This window comes from Streptomyces sp. NPDC005898, from assembly GCF_040629635.1.
Taxonomy (GTDB): domain Bacteria; phylum Actinomycetota; class Actinomycetes; order Streptomycetales; family Streptomycetaceae; genus Streptomyces.
Genome location: NZ_JBEXWC010000035.1, coordinates 1 through 16155 on the forward strand (window position 1 = coordinate 1; position 16155 = coordinate 16155).

16 protein-coding genes and 1 pseudogene are annotated in these 16155 nt (G+C 75.3%); 9 read left to right on the top strand and 8 right to left on the bottom strand.

Going from position 1 to position 16155, the window contains the following annotated elements:
- The 3 genes and pseudogenes from ABZ385_RS30680 to ABZ385_RS30690 form a co-directional block, all read right to left on the bottom strand.
- Positions 1-262: pseudogene (locus ABZ385_RS30680) on the bottom strand (hydrolase); the annotation flags it as partial.
- Positions 263-295: 33 nt separating this feature from the next.
- On the bottom strand, positions 296-967 hold the full coding sequence (locus tag ABZ385_RS30685) for a phosphatase PAP2 family protein (protein ID WP_358588954.1): 672 nt from the start codon (positions 965-967) through the stop codon (positions 296-298).
- Between the two features lie 72 nt (positions 968-1039).
- Positions 1040-1975: a M56 family metallopeptidase gene (locus ABZ385_RS30690; protein WP_358913946.1), complete on the bottom strand. Its 936-nt coding sequence runs from the start codon at positions 1973-1975 to the stop codon at positions 1040-1042.
- 233 nt (positions 1976-2208) lie between these two features.
- Between ABZ385_RS30690 and ABZ385_RS30695 the strand changes: the two genes are divergently transcribed.
- Positions 2209-2850, top strand: coding sequence for an HAD family hydrolase (locus tag ABZ385_RS30695; RefSeq protein ID WP_358913947.1), 642 nt, complete (start codon positions 2209-2211; stop codon positions 2848-2850).
- A gap of 108 nt (positions 2851-2958) precedes the next feature.
- Here the strand turns inward: ABZ385_RS30695 and ABZ385_RS30700 are convergent, their stop codons facing one another.
- Positions 2959-3519, bottom strand: coding sequence for a DUF5134 domain-containing protein (locus tag ABZ385_RS30700; protein ID WP_358588961.1), 561 nt, complete (start codon positions 3517-3519; stop codon positions 2959-2961).
- 167 nt (positions 3520-3686) lie between these two features.
- On the opposite strand from ABZ385_RS30700, the gene ABZ385_RS30705 reads away from it, so the two are divergent.
- The 4 genes from ABZ385_RS30705 (at position 3687) to ABZ385_RS30720 (ending at position 7928) form a co-directional block, all read left to right on the top strand.
- Positions 3687-5405 carry an FUSC family protein gene (locus tag ABZ385_RS30705; RefSeq protein ID WP_358588963.1) on the top strand — a complete coding sequence of 573 codons (1719 nt, stop codon included), beginning with the start codon at positions 3687-3689 and terminating at the stop codon, positions 5403-5405.
- A 16-nt stretch (positions 5406-5421) separates the two neighbouring features.
- The gene (locus ABZ385_RS30710) at positions 5422-5958 is read left to right on the top strand and encodes a MarR family winged helix-turn-helix transcriptional regulator (protein ID WP_358588965.1); all 537 of its coding nucleotides are present in this window, start codon (positions 5422-5424) and stop codon (positions 5956-5958) included.
- 132 nt (positions 5959-6090) lie between these two features.
- A complete protein-coding gene (locus ABZ385_RS30715) occupies positions 6091-6441 on the top strand; it encodes a DUF3311 domain-containing protein (protein WP_358588967.1) in 351 nt (116 codons plus the stop codon).
- The gene (locus tag ABZ385_RS30720) at positions 6438-7928 is read left to right on the top strand and encodes a sodium:solute symporter family protein (protein ID WP_358913948.1); all 1491 of its coding nucleotides are present in this window, start codon (positions 6438-6440) and stop codon (positions 7926-7928) included. The genes ABZ385_RS30715 and ABZ385_RS30720 overlap by 4 nt, the downstream gene beginning before the upstream one ends.
- Before the next feature lie 15 nt (positions 7929-7943).
- Here ABZ385_RS30720 and ABZ385_RS30725 read toward each other — a convergent pair whose 3' ends face one another.
- Entirely contained in the window at positions 7944-9296 is a 1353-nt protein-coding gene (locus ABZ385_RS30725) for an FAD-dependent oxidoreductase (RefSeq protein WP_358588971.1), read from the bottom strand.
- 144 nt (positions 9297-9440) lie between these two features.
- A complete protein-coding gene (locus tag ABZ385_RS30730; RefSeq protein ID WP_358588974.1) occupies positions 9441-9833 on the bottom strand; it encodes a VOC family protein in 393 nt (130 codons plus the stop codon).
- A 71-nt stretch (positions 9834-9904) separates the two neighbouring features.
- On the opposite strand from ABZ385_RS30730, the gene ABZ385_RS30735 reads away from it, so the two are divergent.
- Entirely contained in the window at positions 9905-10459 is a 555-nt protein-coding gene (locus ABZ385_RS30735; protein ID WP_358588977.1) for a GNAT family N-acetyltransferase, read from the top strand.
- Between the two features lie 21 nt (positions 10460-10480).
- Here the strand turns inward: ABZ385_RS30735 and ABZ385_RS30740 are convergent, their stop codons facing one another.
- Complete coding sequence (locus ABZ385_RS30740; protein WP_358588980.1) at positions 10481-11164, bottom strand: glycerophosphodiester phosphodiesterase family protein; 684 nt, start codon at positions 11162-11164, stop codon at positions 10481-10483.
- Between the two features lie 345 nt (positions 11165-11509).
- On the bottom strand, positions 11510-13051 hold the full coding sequence (locus tag ABZ385_RS30745; RefSeq protein WP_358913949.1) for a phosphatase PAP2 family protein: 1542 nt from the start codon (positions 13049-13051) through the stop codon (positions 11510-11512).
- Positions 13052-13147: 96 nt separating this feature from the next.
- Here ABZ385_RS30745 and ABZ385_RS30750 point away from each other — a divergent pair, with 96 nt between their 5' ends.
- The 3 genes from ABZ385_RS30750 (at position 13148) to ABZ385_RS30760 (ending at position 16155) form a co-directional block, all read left to right on the top strand.
- Complete coding sequence (locus tag ABZ385_RS30750) at positions 13148-13522, top strand: DUF488 family protein (RefSeq protein WP_358590732.1); 375 nt, start codon at positions 13148-13150, stop codon at positions 13520-13522.
- Positions 13523-13702: 180 nt separating this feature from the next.
- Positions 13703-14719 (top strand): alpha/beta hydrolase, encoded by a 1017-nt coding sequence (locus tag ABZ385_RS30755; protein WP_358913950.1) that lies wholly within the window; start codon positions 13703-13705, stop codon positions 14717-14719.
- Complete coding sequence (locus ABZ385_RS30760) at positions 14716-16155, top strand: diacylglycerol kinase family protein (RefSeq protein WP_358913951.1); 1440 nt, start codon at positions 14716-14718, stop codon at positions 16153-16155. Before ABZ385_RS30755 ends, ABZ385_RS30760 begins: the two co-directional genes overlap by 4 nt.

The following is a 16155-nucleotide window of genomic DNA, read 5'->3' on the forward strand; positions in this document are numbered from 1 at the left end:
ACCCACTTCCCCACCCCCCCGCACTCCCCCCCCCGCCGCGGGCGGGGTGCCCCCACCCGCGGCCGTGGGGCCCGGCCACCTCGACCGGCAGCGCCCCGCCGGGCAGCGCGCCCGCCCGCTCCAGGGCCGCCGCCGCCCGCGCGGCCTCGCTGTCGGTCAGCGGCACGCCCAGCGCGTCGGCCGTGGCGCGCAGCCAGTCCTCGGCCGGCTCGATGCGGAACAGGGTCCCGGAGAAGTCGAAGAGCACGCCCTTGATCGCCATGCGCTGGATCCTCCGGGAGCGGCCGAGGGACGGTCAAGTGGGGCCTCGGCCATGCTTGCCCGGACCGCGCGTGTACGTCGCGACGGCGAGCGCCACCGTCAGGCCGCCCAGCAGCCAGCCGCCCAGCACGTCCGTCGCCCAGTGGACGCCGAGCCAGACCCGGGTCACCCCCACGCCGACCACGGACACCACGGCCAGGGCCAGGCCGGCGCGCCACGGCGCCGGCCCCGCCCCGTGCAGCCGCAGCAACCACAGGAGCAGACCGCAGACGACCGCCGCCGTCATCGCGTGGCCCGAGGGGAACGCCGCGTAGTGCGCGTGGTCCACCGGATCCGGCCACACCGGGCGGGAGCGGCCCACCGCCGCCTTGAGCGACTGCTGCACCACGGAGGCCACCAGGCAGGTCCCCATCAGCCACAGCGCGAGCCACCGCGCGCCGCGCACCACGAGCCGGACCGCCACCACCGCGCACAGCGCCCGCATCATCCATGGGTCCCACACCCAGTCGCTGAGGATCCGGCTGGTGCGCGTGAGGGCCGGGTCGGCCACGGCCCAGCGGTGCGTGGTGCGCGCGATGTCGCCGTCGAGCGAGACCAGCGGGCCCCACTCCAGCTTCACCAGGAGCAGCAGCAGGAGGGCGGGCAGGCCGAACAGCGCGGCGGCGAGTGCCGCCCGGTGGGTGGCGGGTCGGGTGGCGGAATCCATGGGCGGGGGGTGCATGGGGTGATCCTCGCCGCCGAGGCGGAGTGGAAACCCCTCCGGCGCGCGGGGCGGCCGTCAGCCGAGGGCGCGCAGGCCGGGCACGAAGGTGACGAGGACGGGGATCACCGGCACGAGCGCGGCGGTCGCCGTCAGCCGGAGCCTGCGGGCGGGGGTCAGGCGCGGGCGGGCGGCGAGCAGCCGGTGGACGCGCTGCGGGACGTGCGCCTGCGGCGTCGGGCAGGGCCCGAACACGCCGCGGTCCTCGTTCAGCTCGACCAGCGCGAGCGCGATCGTCAGCCGTCCGAAGCGGCGCGAGGCCACGTCGTCGGCGGCCAGCTCCACCAGGCGGTGCATCTCGTCGCGGAACGCCGCGAACACCCGTACCTGCGGGAAACCGGCGGCCAGCGCGCCCGAGCAGTGCAGCAGCCAGTCGTGCCGGGCCCGCGCGTGCCCCTGCTCGTGGGCGAGCACGGCATCGAGCTGACGGCCTTTCAGGCGACGCAACGCGGCGGTTGTGAGGACCAGTTGGGGGGCCTGGCCGGGCAGCCACCAGGCGTCGGGGCGCTCGCCCTCCAGGACGACGAGGCGGTCGGCGCCGGGCTCCTCCCCGGGCAACAGCGGGGCGCGCAGGAGGAGTTCGGCCCGTCGTGCGGCCCGGCGGGAGCGGGCGAGAGTGATCTCCCGGGTCAGCATGGCCGCGGTCCACACCCCGCCGCACGCCAGCGCCACGGCGGTGGCCGCCGCCCAGGGGCCCGGCGCCTGGAGCGCGTACGCCTCGACGACGGCGTGCGGGGCGGGAGCGAAGACATGGCCGCGCACGGCCTGCCACGCGGCGGCCGCGCTGAGCGTCATCGAGAGCGCGCAGCACAGCAGCACCGCCGCCACCACGCACTGCCAGACCCACAGGGCGACCACCGGCTCGCGCTCCGGCCAGTCGGTCCGGGCGAGCATGCGCGGGGCGACGACGGCGGTCAGGGCGCCCAGCAGCAACAGTGCGACGGGGACCATCATGGCGCCCAGCCTATGAGGCGGGGCTACCCAGGGGTATGGGCTGCCGCCTCAAGTGACGGACGCCACGGCCGATGTGGCCGTCGCACACGGAGGACGCGTGCGGGGGCGCGCGCGAGAGCGCACGGGAGCCGGGTGCGAAAGCCGCGTACGAAAAGGGGCGCCGATCGGGTCCGTCCGCGCCGACGCCGAGTGGCGAGGGCCGCGCGGGCGCGCCGACGCCGTAGTGTCGGACGATGATCGAGACCATCGTGTTCGACGTGGGGGAGACCCTCACCAAGGACGACCGCCAGTGGGCGGCCTGGGCGGACTGGCTGCAGGTTCCGCGGCACACCGTCTCCGCGCTCGTCGGCGCCGTCGTCGCGCAGGGCGGGGACGGCCAGGACGCCCTGCGGCTCGTCAGCCCCGACATGGACATCGCCTCCGCCCACCAGGCGCGCGAGGCGGCGGGCCGGGGCGAGCACCTCGGGGAGGGCGACCTCTACCCCGATGTGCGCCCGGCCCTCGGCAGCCTGCACAAACTCGGCGTACGCGTCATCATCGCCGGCAACGGCACCGCGCGCGCCGCGGAGCTGCTGCGCGACCTCGACCTGCCCGTCGACCTCGTCGTCACCTCGGGGGACTGGGGCGTGGCCAAGCCGGACCCGGCCTTCTTCACGCGGGTGCTCGAAGTGGCGCAGGCCGGACCCCGCGAGACGCTCTACGTCGGCGACCACCCCGCCCACGACGTCTTCCCCGCGAAACAGGCGGGGCTGCGCACCGCGCACATCCGGCGCGGGCCGTGGGGGCACCTGTGGGCGGACGACCCGTCGGTCGCCGACGCGGCGGACTGGCAGATCGGCAGCCTGACGGCGCTGCCCGCGCTGATGGGCCACTGACGACGGGCGCTTACGTCGGCGGTTTACGTCGGGCCCCGACGCGCCGGTCACTGAGCCGGCCGTGGGAGACGGCGCCCGGGAGCGGCCGAGGCGTGGGCGCCGTCCCGGTCAGAGGGTCAGCAGCATCGCCAGCATGCCGATCCCCATCGACAGCCTGCACGCCAGCGCCAGCTCGGGCCGGTCCGCCCAGCCGAGGACCGCCGGGCCGCCGCCCTCGCCCGCCGCGACCGGCCCCGTGGGGGCGAGCCGCGCGCCGGACCACAGGACGTACCCGGCGAAGTAGAGCAGGAGGGCGCCGGTCACCGGCGGGAGGCCCGCGCCCGAGTGGCCCGCGTGCGCGCCGGGCGTCACGACCATCGCCACCGACATGTAGACCATGGCGAACGCGCCGATGAGGTGGTGGACGTGGTGGCGGTTGGCCCGCGCCGCCCAGAGCGCGTGCAGCGCGGCCGCCCCGAACACTGCGGTGTAGCCCAGCCAGGCCCAGCGCGGCAGCGCGACGACGGCCGCCGGCACGGCCATCACCGCCATGCCGAACCCCATGAGCGCCTCGCCGCCCGCCGTGCGGCGCTGCGCCTCGATCCGGCTGCGCATCCGCAGCAGACAGTAGGTCCCGGTCGCCGCGCACAGCGCGACGAGCAGCCAGGCGGCCTGCGTCGGTCCGTGCACCGCACACCTCCCCCTGAAGACGTGTCGTTCGGAGCGATGCCCAGGCCCGGCGCGCCGTACCCCGGCGCACGGGGGTGCGGGGGGAGCACGGGGGAGTGCGGCACGGTCCCGGGAGCGGGGCCCGGAATGTGTCTTTCACGGGTAAAACACTTGCTAATGTTTTAGGTATGAGCAGTACGCCGCCGTCCCGGCATCCGTCCCCCCGCCCCCGTCCCCGCCGGCTCCCGCTCGCCGGTGTGCTGCGTCCGGGCAAGCCCTCCGACATCTGGTTCAAGCCCGCGTGCAGCGTCGTCGTGGCCACCGCGGCACCGAACCTGACGCTGCTGGCCCTCGGGCGGCTCGACCTCGTGATGTACACGATGGCCGGTTCCTTCTGCGCCCTGTACGCCCATCACCTGCCCTACGCCGCCCGGGCCCGCGCCCTGGCCGGGGTCGTCGCCGGGATGACCGCCGGGGTGGCCCTCGCGCTGGTCACCGCCTCCCTGACCGGCTCGGCGGCCGTGCTGGTGGCCGTCGGCGCGCTCCTCGCCGCCGCCCAGAAGACGCTGTGCGACGCGACCCGCGTCGGGCCGCCCGGCCACCTGATCCTGACCTTCATCAGCTCGGCGACCCTCTTCGCGCCGCAGCGCCTCGACCAGGTCCCCGGGCACCTCGCGCTCACCCTCGCCGGAGGAACCCTGGCCTGGCTGGTCGGCATGGCACCGGCCCTGGTGCGCCCGCACGGCCCCGAACGCCGGGCCACCGCCCGCGCCCTGCGCGCCGTCGCCGCGTACGCCGACACCGCGTACGCCGAGGCGGCCGGACCGGCGGCCGAGCGGGCCCGCACCGCCGCGGCCGGCGCGGTGCACGGCGCCTGGCAGACGCTGACGGCCACCGGCGCCCCCACCACCGGGGCGCGCCACGCACTGGCCCGCCTCCTGGTCCGCGCCGAGGAGACCCTCGCCGATCCCGGCGCGGCCGACCCCGCCGCGCTGCGCGCCTGGGCCGCCGGACTGCGCGGCACGGGCGCCGTCCCGCGCCCCCACGACGTACGCCCCGGCGAACGCGACGAACTGCTGGGCGTCGCCGCCGAACTCGCCGCGGGCGGGCCGTCGCTGTGGCGCCGCCTCGCGCCGGGCTCCCCGCTGCTGCCCGTCGCGCTGCGCACCGCCCTCGGCTGCGCCCTCGCCGGCTACGCCTCGCTCGCTCTCGGTGTCGGCCGCCCCTACTGGGCCCTGGTCACCGCCGCCTCCCTCTACCAGGCCAATGTGACGCTCACCTGGAACCGGGGCGTGCAGCGCGTGGTCGGCAACCTCGTGGGCGTGCTCGCCTTCGCCGCCATCGCGCCCTTCGCCCACCTCGGCCACGCGGAACTCGTCGTGAGCACTCTAGCCCTCGCCTTCGGCGCGGAGGCCCTGATCAGCCGGAACTACTGGCTCGGCACCGTGTGCGTGACACCGATGGCGCTGCTCGTCACCGAGTTCGGGCGCTTCCAGCCGCCCGGCGAACTCATTCTCGACCGCGTGGTGGACACCCTCGTCGGAGCCGCGCTCGGCGTCGCGGCGGCCGCCCTCGTCACCAACCGGCGCGCCGCCGACCGGATCGAGCAGGCCGTGGCGGCCGTCGACCGGGCCCGGGAACGGGCCGAGGCCGCCCTCGCGGGGACGGGCGGGGTCGCGTCCGCGCGGCGCCGGCTCACCGCCGCCCTCGTCGAGCTGCGCACCGCCGCCGACGCGGCCGCCGGGGAGTGGTGGCCGCGCGCCCTGCCCGAACAGCGGGTGGTCGCCGCCGAACGCGCCGGACACCGTACGCTCGCGGCGACGGTCCGCCGGCAGAGCGGTGGGCACGGCCAGGGGACGCGGCTCCGCGAAGGAACCGCTGACGCCTGGGAGGGCGTACGAGCATGAGAGCGAAGACACGGGCATGAGAGCAGAGAACGGTCCGGTGCGGGGCCCCGGCGGGGACACCGTGGCCGCGGTGGTGCGGCAGTGGCGGACGGTGCGCCCCGACATCGACACCGGGCCGATGGAGGTGATCGGCCGCATCAACCGCTGCGCGGCCCTCCTCCAGCAGGCCGAGGACGCCCCGTTGCGCCGGGCGGGCCTGACCCGCGCCGAGTTCGACCTGCTCGGCGCGCTGCGCCGCACCGGGCACGAGCTGACGCCCGGGGAACTGGCCCGCGAGACCTTCTCCTCGGGCGCCGCGGTCACCAAGCGGCTCAAGCAGCTCCAGGAACGGCGGCTGGTCGACCGCCGGGCCGACGCCCGGGACCGGCGGGTGGCGCACGTGCGGCTCACCGACGCGGGACGCGACCTGGTCGACGCGCTCCTGCCCGAGCAACTCGCGTACGAGACGGTGGTGCTGTCCGTGCTCGGCGGGGAGGAACAGGACCGGCTGAGCGGCCTCCTGGGGGAGTTGCTGGCCCAGCTGGAGGGCCGGCTCGGGGTGCGCAGAGGCTGAGGGCGACACCCCCTCGCGTACGACACCCCTCTCGCGTACGACACCCTCCGCGCACCCCGCGTGCGCCACCCCCGCACAGCCCGTGTACGACACCCAGTACGGCCGCCTCGCGTACGGCCGTGAAGGAGCACGATGTCCCGCCCGGACCATCCCGCGCCGCCGCCCACCGACCCGCTGGACGGACTGCCCTCCCTGCGGGGCGTCGCGCGGCCCTCGCTGTGGCTGCTGCTCGTGCCCGCCGTGCTCTACGGCGCCGCGCCGCTGGTGGCCAACCGCGTGGAGCCGCGCGTCCTCGGCGTCCCCTTCCTGCTCGCCTGGGTCATCGCCGCGACCCTCGTCAGCCCGCTCGTCATCTGGCTGGTGGCCCGCCTCGACCCGGCGTACCGGCTGAACGCGGTCGAGCCGCTCCCCGCCGACGACCTGGAGGACCTGGCCGACCTGGCCGGGGCCGGCCCCGAAGAGCCCCGGGGAGGCGGCCGATGAGCGGGTCCGCCACGATCGCGACCACGGTCTTCGCCCTGGCCATGGCCGCCACCATCGGCATCGGCGTGCTCAGCGCGCGCGGCCGGTCCAAGGGGCTCGCCGAGTGGTCCGTGTCCAGCCGCGGGCTCGGCGTGCTGTTCATCTGGCTGCTGATGGCGGGCGAGACGTACACCAGCTTCTCGTTCCTCGGGACGGCCGGCTGGTCGTACTCCTTCGGCGCGCCGATCCTCTACCTCGTCGCGTATCTGACCGTCGGCTTCGCCGTCGCCTATGTCGTGGGCCCCGCCCTGTGGACGTACGCCTCGCGGCACGGCCTCATCTCGATCGCCGACATCGCCGAATTCCGCTTCAGGTCACGCCCGGTGGGCATCCTGGTGGCGGTCGTCGCGACCGTCTTCCTCGTCCCCTACATCCAGGTGCAGATCCAGGGCATGGGCGTCGTCGTGCACGCCATGACGTACGGCGGCGTGGACCTGAAGGTGGCCGCCGTCGTCTCCTTCGTCGTCGCCGAGGTGTTCGTCCTCGTGTCGGGGCTGCGGGGGTCGGCCTGGGTGAGCGCGGTCAAGGACGTCCTGGTGATCCTCGCCGTGGTCTTCCTCGCCGTGTACATCCCCGTGCACTACGTCGGCGGTCTCGGCGACCTCATGGAGCGCATGGTGACCGAGAAGGCGGAGTGGCTGACCTTCCCCGGGCACGCCTCGGGCGGCCGCGACGCGGTGTGGTTCCTGAGCACCGTCGCCCTCAACGCCGTGACCATCACCGTCTTCCCCACGACGGTCGCCGGCTACCTCGGCGCCAAGAGCCCCAACGCCCTGCGCCGCAACGCCCTGTTGCTGCCCTGGTACCAACTGCTGCTGTTCGTGCCGATGGTCGTCGGCGTCACCGCGCTCTTCGCGATGCCGGCCCTCGGCAACCCGGACCTCGCGCTGTTCGCTCTCGTCACGGACTCGCTGCCCGCGCCGCTCGTGGCCGCCATCGGGGTCGCTGGCGCGCTGTCGGCCCTCGTGCCGATGAGCGTGTTCATGCTGTCGATCGGCACCCTGTGGGGCCGTACCGTCCTCGGCGGCGGCAACGGATCCGACCCGCGCGCACGCCGCGCCGCCGACGGCGGGGCCGAGGCACGCGACCTACGGGCCAAGCGGCTCTCCCAGGCGGTGTGCGTCCTGGCGGGCCTGCTGGCGCTCGCGGGCAGCCTGTTCCACCCCGACACCCTGGTGGAGCTGTCCGTCCTGTCGTACGAGGGCCTCGCCCAACTGGTGCCGGTCGTGCTGCTCGCCCTGTTCTGGCGGCGGCTCACGGCGCGGGCCGCCGTCGCGGGGCTGTGCGCGGGCCTCACGGTGATGCTCGGCCTGTGGGGCACGGACCACGACCCCTTGCACGGGATCAACGGCGGCGTCATCGCCCTGGCCGCCAACCTGGTGGTGGCGACGGCGGTCACCGCCCTCGCCCCCGGCCCCGGGCGGAGCGCCGCGGCGCCCGCGCCCTGAGGCCGGCGGCGCGCCTCACAGCCCGGCTGCCGCCACCCGCTCGCCGATCTCCTCCTTGGAGAGGTACGCGTCCGTCATCTCGAAGTCCTTGAGGGTGGCCGGGCGCTGCGCCTGGAAGCCGGTGCGCACATAGTCGTCGCCCGCGACCGCGTTGAGCCCCCAGTTGGCGGCCGTGCGGAACCGGGCGGTCACCGTGCGCAGGGCGCCCAGGTGGTAACCGCGCGCCACCACCTGGGCGGGCAGCCCGGTCAGCTGCACGCCCAGCGGCTTGGACACCGCCTGGATGCCGCCGAGGTCCACGACCAGGCCCATGTCCTTGTGCCGGTAGTCGGCGAGCGGCAGGCCCCGCAGAGCCGCGAGGACGTTCCTCGCCGCGGCCCAGCCCTGGCGCATGGCGTGCTGGGCGGTCGGCGGGCAGATGGCGTCGCCGCCCTTGACGACGTCCGGCACCGCCGCCGCGTCGCCGAGCGCGAAGACACCGTCGAGGCCCGGCACCGTCAGATCCGGCCGGACGACCAGGCGGCCCCGGTTGGTGTCGGCGCCGAGCGTCGCGATGAGCGGGCTGGGCGCGACGCCCGCGGTCCAGATCAGCGTGCGGCACGGCAGGACGCGGTCGTCGGTGAGGGTGACGGTGTCCTCGGTCGCCTTGGCCACGGACACCCCGAGCGAGACGTTCACGCCCCGGCGCTGCATGATCTCCATCGCCTTCTCGCCGAGCCGGTCGCCCAGCTCCGGCATCAGTTTCGGGGCCACGTCGACCACGTGCCACTTGATCTGGGACACGTCAAGACCCCGGTAGCGCTTGACGGCCGCGCACGTCAGACGCTGGAGGTAGGCGGCCGTCTCCACGCCCGCGTAGCCGCCGCCGACCACGACGAACTGGAGTCGCTGCTCCCGCTCCTCGCGGTGCGAGCTGGCCGCCGCCAGGTCCAGCTGGGAGATGACGTGATCGCGGATCCAGGCGGCCTCGGCGAGCGTCTTGACGCCCACCGCGTACTTGTCGACGCCGGGGATGTCGAACTGCCGGGTCACACTGCCCGGCGTCAGGACCAGGTAGTCGTAGCGCTCCACGACCTCCTCGCCGTTGATCTTCCGTACGATCACGGCCTTGGCCTTGGTGTCCACGCCGATGGCGCCGCCCGGCACGATCGCCGTGCGGCGCAGCATCCGGCGCAGGGGCACCGCGACCGACTGCGGGGTGAGCACTCCGGCGGCGACGTGCGGGAGCAGGGGCAGGTAGAGCTGGTGGTCCATCGGACTGATCAGCCGCAGCTCCGCCTCGTGTGGCGCGAGTTTCCTCTCCAGCTTGTGCGCGCACTCCATGCCGGCGAACCCGCCGCCGACGATGAGGATCCGGGGAGCTGCCATGTGATGTCACTCCAACACTGTGGGAGATCGTCTTGCTGGATCTTCTCGGGACCGTACCTGTGGCCTTGTACCCCTGCATCCCGGATGGATGAATCGTGTGACGTGCTTCACATCGGCCCGGGGGTGCGCGCGGGGCGCGTCCCGTCAGATCCCCGGCCGGAAGCGGATGGGGTGGTCCTCGGGGACCTCGACGAGGACGATCCGCAGGCCGTCCGGATCCTCGATCCACATCTCGACCAGGCCCCAGGGCTCCTTGACCGGCGGCCGGACCACGTCGACGCCCCGGCCGGCCAGCTCCGCGTGCGCCGCGTGCACGTCCGGGACCTGGAGCCACAGCTGGAGCGAGGGCGGGGGAGGGGTGTCGGAGCGGCCCGAGAGTTCCAGGAAGCCGCCGCCGAGGAAGTAGACGGTGCCGCGCTCGGGGCCGGTGCCGAACTCGCGATAGACGGCGAGGCCCAGCGTCTGGCCGTAGAACGCCCGGGAGCGCTCCGGATCGGTGGGGTGGACAAGGGTCCTGCTGCTCAGTACATGCACCATGCGGCCGCACCCTAGCGCCGCGTTAGGCTCGGCGGAGCAGCAAGCCGCGCCCAGATCGGAGAAACCTGTCGATGGACACCGCCCCGCGCCCCCTCACCGGCGACGTCACCTTCCGCGACGCGGGCCCGGCCGACGTGGACGCGCTCGTCGCGCTCATCGAGTCGGCGTACCGGGGGGACGCGAGCCGGGCCGGGTGGACCACCGAGGCGGACATCCTCCAGGGGCAGCGCACCGACCCGCAGGGCGTCGCCGAGGTCATCGAGTCGCCCGGGAGCCGCCTGCTGGCCGTCGAGCGCGACGGCGCGCTCGTCGCCTGCTGCCAGCTCGAACACCGCGGCGAGCACGCCTACTTCGGGATGTTCGCGGTGAGCCCGGCCCAGCAGGGCGGGGGCCTCGGCAAGGTGATCATCGCCGAGGCGGAGCGGGTGGCGCGCGAGGAGTGGGGCGCCCGCGAGATGCACATGACCGTGATCTCCGTACGCGAGGACCTCATCGCCTGGTACGAGCGGCGCGGCTACCGCCGTACGGGAGAGACGACCCCCTTCCCGTACGGCGACGAGCGCTTCGGCATCCCGCAGCGCGCCGACCTCCGCTTCGAGCTCCTCGTCAAGGACCTCGCGCTCTGAGGGCCGGGGCCGCGCGCGCCCTCAGGCCGTGAAGCGGCCCGTCCGCTTGATCTCCGGGTAGTCGGTGGTCGCGCCGTCCAGTTGCAGCGCGCGCACCAGCCGCAGGTCGTCCTGCGTGTTCACGACCCAGCCGATGATCCGCAGGCCGGCCTTCCTGGCGTGCTCCACGACCTCCAGCGTCAGCCGCCGGATGTTGAGGACCAGCGTGGTGGCGCCGACGGCGGTGGCCCGCTCCACGACGTCGGTGCCGTAACGGCTCGCGACGAGCGCGGTGCGCACCCCGGGCACCAGGCGCGCGATCTCCGCGAGCGCCTTGTCGTGGAAGGAGATCACCTCCACGCGCGCGACCAGGTCACGGCGGTGCATGACCTCGGCCAGGGCCCGCGCGGCCGCCACGTCCTTGATCTCGGCCTGCAGCGGCGCCCGCACGGCGTCCAGGACCTCCTCGAAGACGGGCACGCGCTCGCCGCGGCCGGCGTCCAGCTCCCGCAGCTCGGCGAGGGTCTTCTCGGCGATGGGTCCCTTGCCGTCGGTCGTCCGGGCCACGTCGGCGTCGTGCATGACGACGAGGGCGCCGTCCTTGCTCAGGTGCAGATCGAGTTCGATGAGATCGAGGCCCGCGGCTTGCGCGGCGATGAAGGAACGGAGGGTGTTCTCGGGCTCGACACCCATGACCCCGCGATGACCGATGGTGAGGAAGTTCAAGGCCCACTCGCTTCCGTCGACGGCGGCTCGGCGACCGCGCGGTCAGGACGGAGGGGACCACGCGGCAATGCCGCAGCCTAACGGCCCGCCACAGCGTGCGAACCGCTCGCGGGAGGCCGCGCGGAGCCCTCCGCTCTGGTCCCCGCGATGCCGAGGACCAGTCCGGTGACGAGGGCTGCGACAAGGACGGCACGGGTGCTCAAGGGCTCGCTGCTCCAGACGGGCGGAGGACGGCTGACCCCGCCCGTCCTACCCGTAGGGGCTCCGCGGCGCGCGCCGCTTCACCCGGGGGTGGGCGAGTCCCGGGAGCGTTGACCCGGCGGCGCGGGAGGCAGCGGGGCGGGGTCAGGCGGAGCGGCGTCTCGCCGCCGCGAGTGACGCCGTGCGGGCCAGCTGGGTGATCTCGTCCTCCGGCGCGGCCGGGCTGTACACCGTCAGGGCGCCCCGCCGCTTGTCCAGGAGCAGCGCGTCCGGCGCCGGCCCCCGCTCACCGTCGTACGCGAGGTCCGGCACGCCCTCCAGACCGCTGATCCGCAGCCGCTCGACGCGTTCGGCGCGGTAGACGTGGGAGCGCCGCAGCGCGCCGGCCAGCGCCGACAGGGCGAGCCGGGTCCGGGCCAGCGGCACCTCCGCGTCGACCGTGCGGACATCGAGGAGCCCCTCGTCCAGCTCGGGCCGGTGCGTGGGGGCCAGGCCCTCCGGCAGATAGCGGCCGTTGCCCGCGAACAGCAGCCACAGGACACGGTCGTGGCCGTCGAGCCGGACGCGCAGCGGCGCCGCGTCCCGCAGGACGCCCAGCAACGACACGGCCGCCGCGGGCCACTTGCCGATGCGCCCCTCCAACCGCTCACGTCTGCGCACCAGTTCCGGATAGAGCCCGATGCTGAACGTGTTCACGAAACCCGTGACGTCCGCCCCCGCACCGTCCCTGACCCGCGCCAGGTCCACCCTGACGGCCTCGCCGCGCCGCACGGCGTGCGCGGTGTCCTCGAAGGTCGCCGTGCCCGCGTCCAGCGCGAAGTGGTTGAGGGTGCCGCCGGGGAAGACCGCGAGCGGCACCCCGGCCGCGACGGCCCGGCGGGCGGCGGCGTTGACCGTGCCGTCCCCGCCGCACACCCCGAGCGCCCCGCCCGACTCGGCGGCCCGCGCGACCGCCTTGTCCAGGAGCTTGCCCAGGTCGTCGTCCGGCCCGCACGCGAGGACCTCCGCCTTCGGCAGCAGCAGTTCGACGTACTGCCCGGCGGGCGGCCGGCCCGGCACGCCCTTGCCGGCGCCGGAGTTCAGGACGACCACCAGACCCTCGCCGTCGGGCAGCGCGGGCGCCGCCGCCCGGGTCCGCCCGATCCGCGCGGGCGCCGGGCGAGGCGGCCACCAGTAGCAGGTGACCGCCGCCGCGGCCGCGCCGAGCACGATGCCCGCCAGCACGTCACCGGGGTAGTGGACCCCCACGTACACCCGGGAGAAGGCCACGGCCGCGGCGACCGGCGCGACCACGGCCCCGTAGGGGGGCGACTCCAGGGCCACCCCCGTGGCGAACGCCGCCGCCGACGCCGCGTGCCCGGACGGGAACGACGACGTCCACGGCGCCTTCGCCAGCCGGCGCACCAGGGGCACGGCGTCGTGCACCGGACGGCTGCGGCGCACCGCGTACTTCGCGACCGCGTTCGTGGTCAGCGAGGCGAGCGCCAGCGCGCCCACGCCCCGGCGCGCGGCCCGCCGGGCGGCCGGCCCGCCGGCGGCGGCCAGGACCGCGGCCGAGGCGCACCACAACCGCCCGTGGTTCGCCGCCGCGCTCAGCTGCGGCAGCACCTGCTCCGCCCCGGGCAGCCGCGCCGCCGCCACCCGCTCGAACCACCGCCGGTCGATCCTGCCGATGCGTCCCGTCATGGCCTCACTGCAACAGGGGCCGGGGGCCGGGGCCCGTGCTGCTCGCCCGAACGGGTCACGCGGGCGGCGCCCGCCCGGCGGACGGACAATGCCGACATGACGACAAGGCGTTCTCTCGACGTACGGGTCAAGCGCGTCCACGACCCCGAGGAGCCGGACGACGGCGCCCGCGTCCTCGTCGACCGGCTGTGGCCCCGGGGCATCTCCAAGGAGCGCGCCGCCCTGACGGCCTGGGACAAGGACCTCGCCCCCTCCACCGAACTGCGCCGCTGGTACGGACACGACCCCGCGCGCTTCGAGGAGTTCGCCGAGCGCTACCGCCAGGAGCTGGCCGACGACGAACGGGCGGCGGAACTCGCCCGCCTGCGCGGCCTCGCCCGCACCGGCCGCCTGACCCTGCTCACGGCGACGAAGGACCTGCCGCACGGGCACGTGCGGGTCCTGGTCGAGGCGCTGAGGTCGGGGCACTGACGGCGCGGTCCGCGTCGACGGCGGCTCCCCGGACCCGATCGTCACGTGGCACGCGCGGCGCCGGTCCGGCTGCCGCTGTTTGCCGGAACGGCAACAGACCTCGCGGGTGTCCGCCCGCGCGCCGCATGATCGTGCGCGGAGCCGACGGCTTCCAGGACACCGAGGACATCAGGAGGCTCCATGGCCCGGCGCACACCCCCCGCGGACCGCACGCACCGCGTCGTCCCCTCGCCCGCGGGCCGCATCCACCTGGTCGAGCAAGGCTCGGGACCACTCGTCCTGCTGGTGCACGGCTTCCCCGAGTCCTGGTACTCCTGGCGGCACCAGCTGCCGGCCCTGGCCGCCGCCGGCTACCGGGCGGTCGCCGTGGACGTCCGCGGCTACGGCCGCTCCAGCAGGCCGGACGACGTGGCCGCGTACCGGATGCTCGAACTCGTCGAGGACAACGTCGCGGTGGTGCGCGCCCTCGGCGAGGAGACCGCGGTGATCGTGGGCCACGACTGGGGCGCGAACATCGCCGCGCACTCCGCCCTCGTCAGGGCGGACGTGTTCCGCGCGGCGGCTCTGCTGAGCGTGCCCTACACGCCGCCCGGCGGCCCGCGCCCCAGCGAGGTGTTCGCACAGCTGGGCGGCGACGAGGAGTTTTACGTCTCCCTCTTCCAGGAACCGGGGCGCGCCGAGGCCGAGATCGAGCCCGACGTCCGCGGCTGGCTCGCGGGCTTCTACGCGGCCTTCTCCGCCGGCACCATGCCCGGACCGCACGAGCCGGACCCGCACTTCGCCGCCCCGGGCCGGCCGCTGCGGGACCGCTTCCCGACGGGCCCCCTGCCCGGCTGGCTCGGCGAGGCGGATCTCGACGTCTACGCCGGGGAGTTCGAGCGGACGGGACTGACCGGCGCGCTCAACCGCTACCGGAACATGGACCGGGACTGGGAAGAGCTCGGGCGTTTCGCCGGCGCGCCCCTGACCCAGCCGAGCCTGTTCATCGGCGGCGCCCTGGACGCCTCCACCACGTGGCTGGCCGACGCGATCGACGCCTTCCCCGCCACGCTGCCGGGCCTGCGCGGCTCGCACATCCTGGAGGGCTGCGGCCACTGGGCCCAACAGGAGCGCCCCGCCGAGGTCAACGATCTGCTGACCGCCTGGCTCGCCGATGGTGGCCTCTCTGACGCCAACCGGGGTATACGGGGGGCATGAAAGATCTCTTGAGGCACCGCGCCCGGCGGCTGATCGGCGCCGACCACCCCCTGCTGTTCGGCGGAATCGCCGCCGGGATGTGGGCCCTCGGCGGAGCCCGGGGGCGGCGCGCGGCGGTGCGCGGAGTCACCTCGCTCGCGCTCGCCTCGGTGACCGTCAACGCCCTGGGCAAGCACACGGTGGGGCAGTCGCGCCCCGCCCAGGGCGCGGCACCCCTGTTGCGACGGCTGCCCCGCAAGCCGCTCACCGGCCCCTATCCGTCGGCCCACGCCGCCGCGGCGGCCGCGTTCGCGACGGGCGCCGCCCTGGAGTCGCCGGGCTGGGGCGCCGCCCTGGCCCCGCTGGCGGCCACGGTCGCGTACTCCCACGTCCGGGGCGACGCGCACGGCCCCCGGGACGTGCTGGTCGGCGCGGCCCTCGGCGTGGGCGCCGCCTACGCGGTGCGCGGGATGGTCCCCACCCGGGCGCAACTCCCGCCGCCCGCCCGGCCCCGCGTCGACGCGCCCGCCCTGCCCGACGGGGAGGGCCTGGTCGTGGTGGTCAACCCCTCCTCCGGCGCCCAGCCCCAACTGGCCGACCCCGTCCGACAGCTGCGGACCGCCCTGCCGCGCGCCGAGGTGGTGCTCTACGAGGAGGAGGCCGGCGCCCTGCCCAAGGTCCTGGAGGAGGCGGCGCGGGAGGCCGCCCGGCGCGGCGGCGTCCTCGGTGTGTGCGGGGGAGACGGCACGGTCAACGCCGCCGTGACACCCGCCCTGCGGTTCAAGGTGCCGCTGATGGTGCTGCCCGGCGGCACGTTCAACCACTTCGCTGCCGACCTCGGGGTCGACACCGTCGCGGACGCCTGCGCGGCCGTCCGCGAGGGCAGCGCGGTACGGGCCGACGTCGGCCGCGTCAAGCCGCTGGCCGGGATAGGGCCGGCGGGCAGGACCCACACCGAGCCCACCTACTTCCTCAACACCTTCAGCCTCGGCAGCTACCCCGATCTCGTCCGCAGCCGCGAACACTGGTCGCCGAAGATCGGCGGCCCGGCCGCCACCCTGCTCGGTGTCGCCCAGATCCTGCGCACCGGACGCCCGCTGCGCGCCGTGGTGAACGGCCGCCGCCGCTCCATCTGGCTGCTCTTCGCGGGCAACGGCGCCTACCGCAGCGTGGGCATCGCCCCGGTGCGCAGGCACGACCTGGCGGACGGCCTGCTGGACGTCCGCATCGCGCACGGCGGCCGCTTCGCGCGCAGCCGGCTGCTGGCCGCCGCGCTCGCGGGCCAGCTCACCCGCACCCGCGTCTACGCCGCCGCGCGCCCCCAGCGGCTCGTCATCTCCGGGCTGCCCGAGGGCACGCAGATGGCGTACGACGGCGAGGTGACGGACGCCCCGTGCGCGCTGCTCGTCGACAAGCTCCCCGAGGCGCTCACGGTGTACCGCCCGACGGCCGACTGA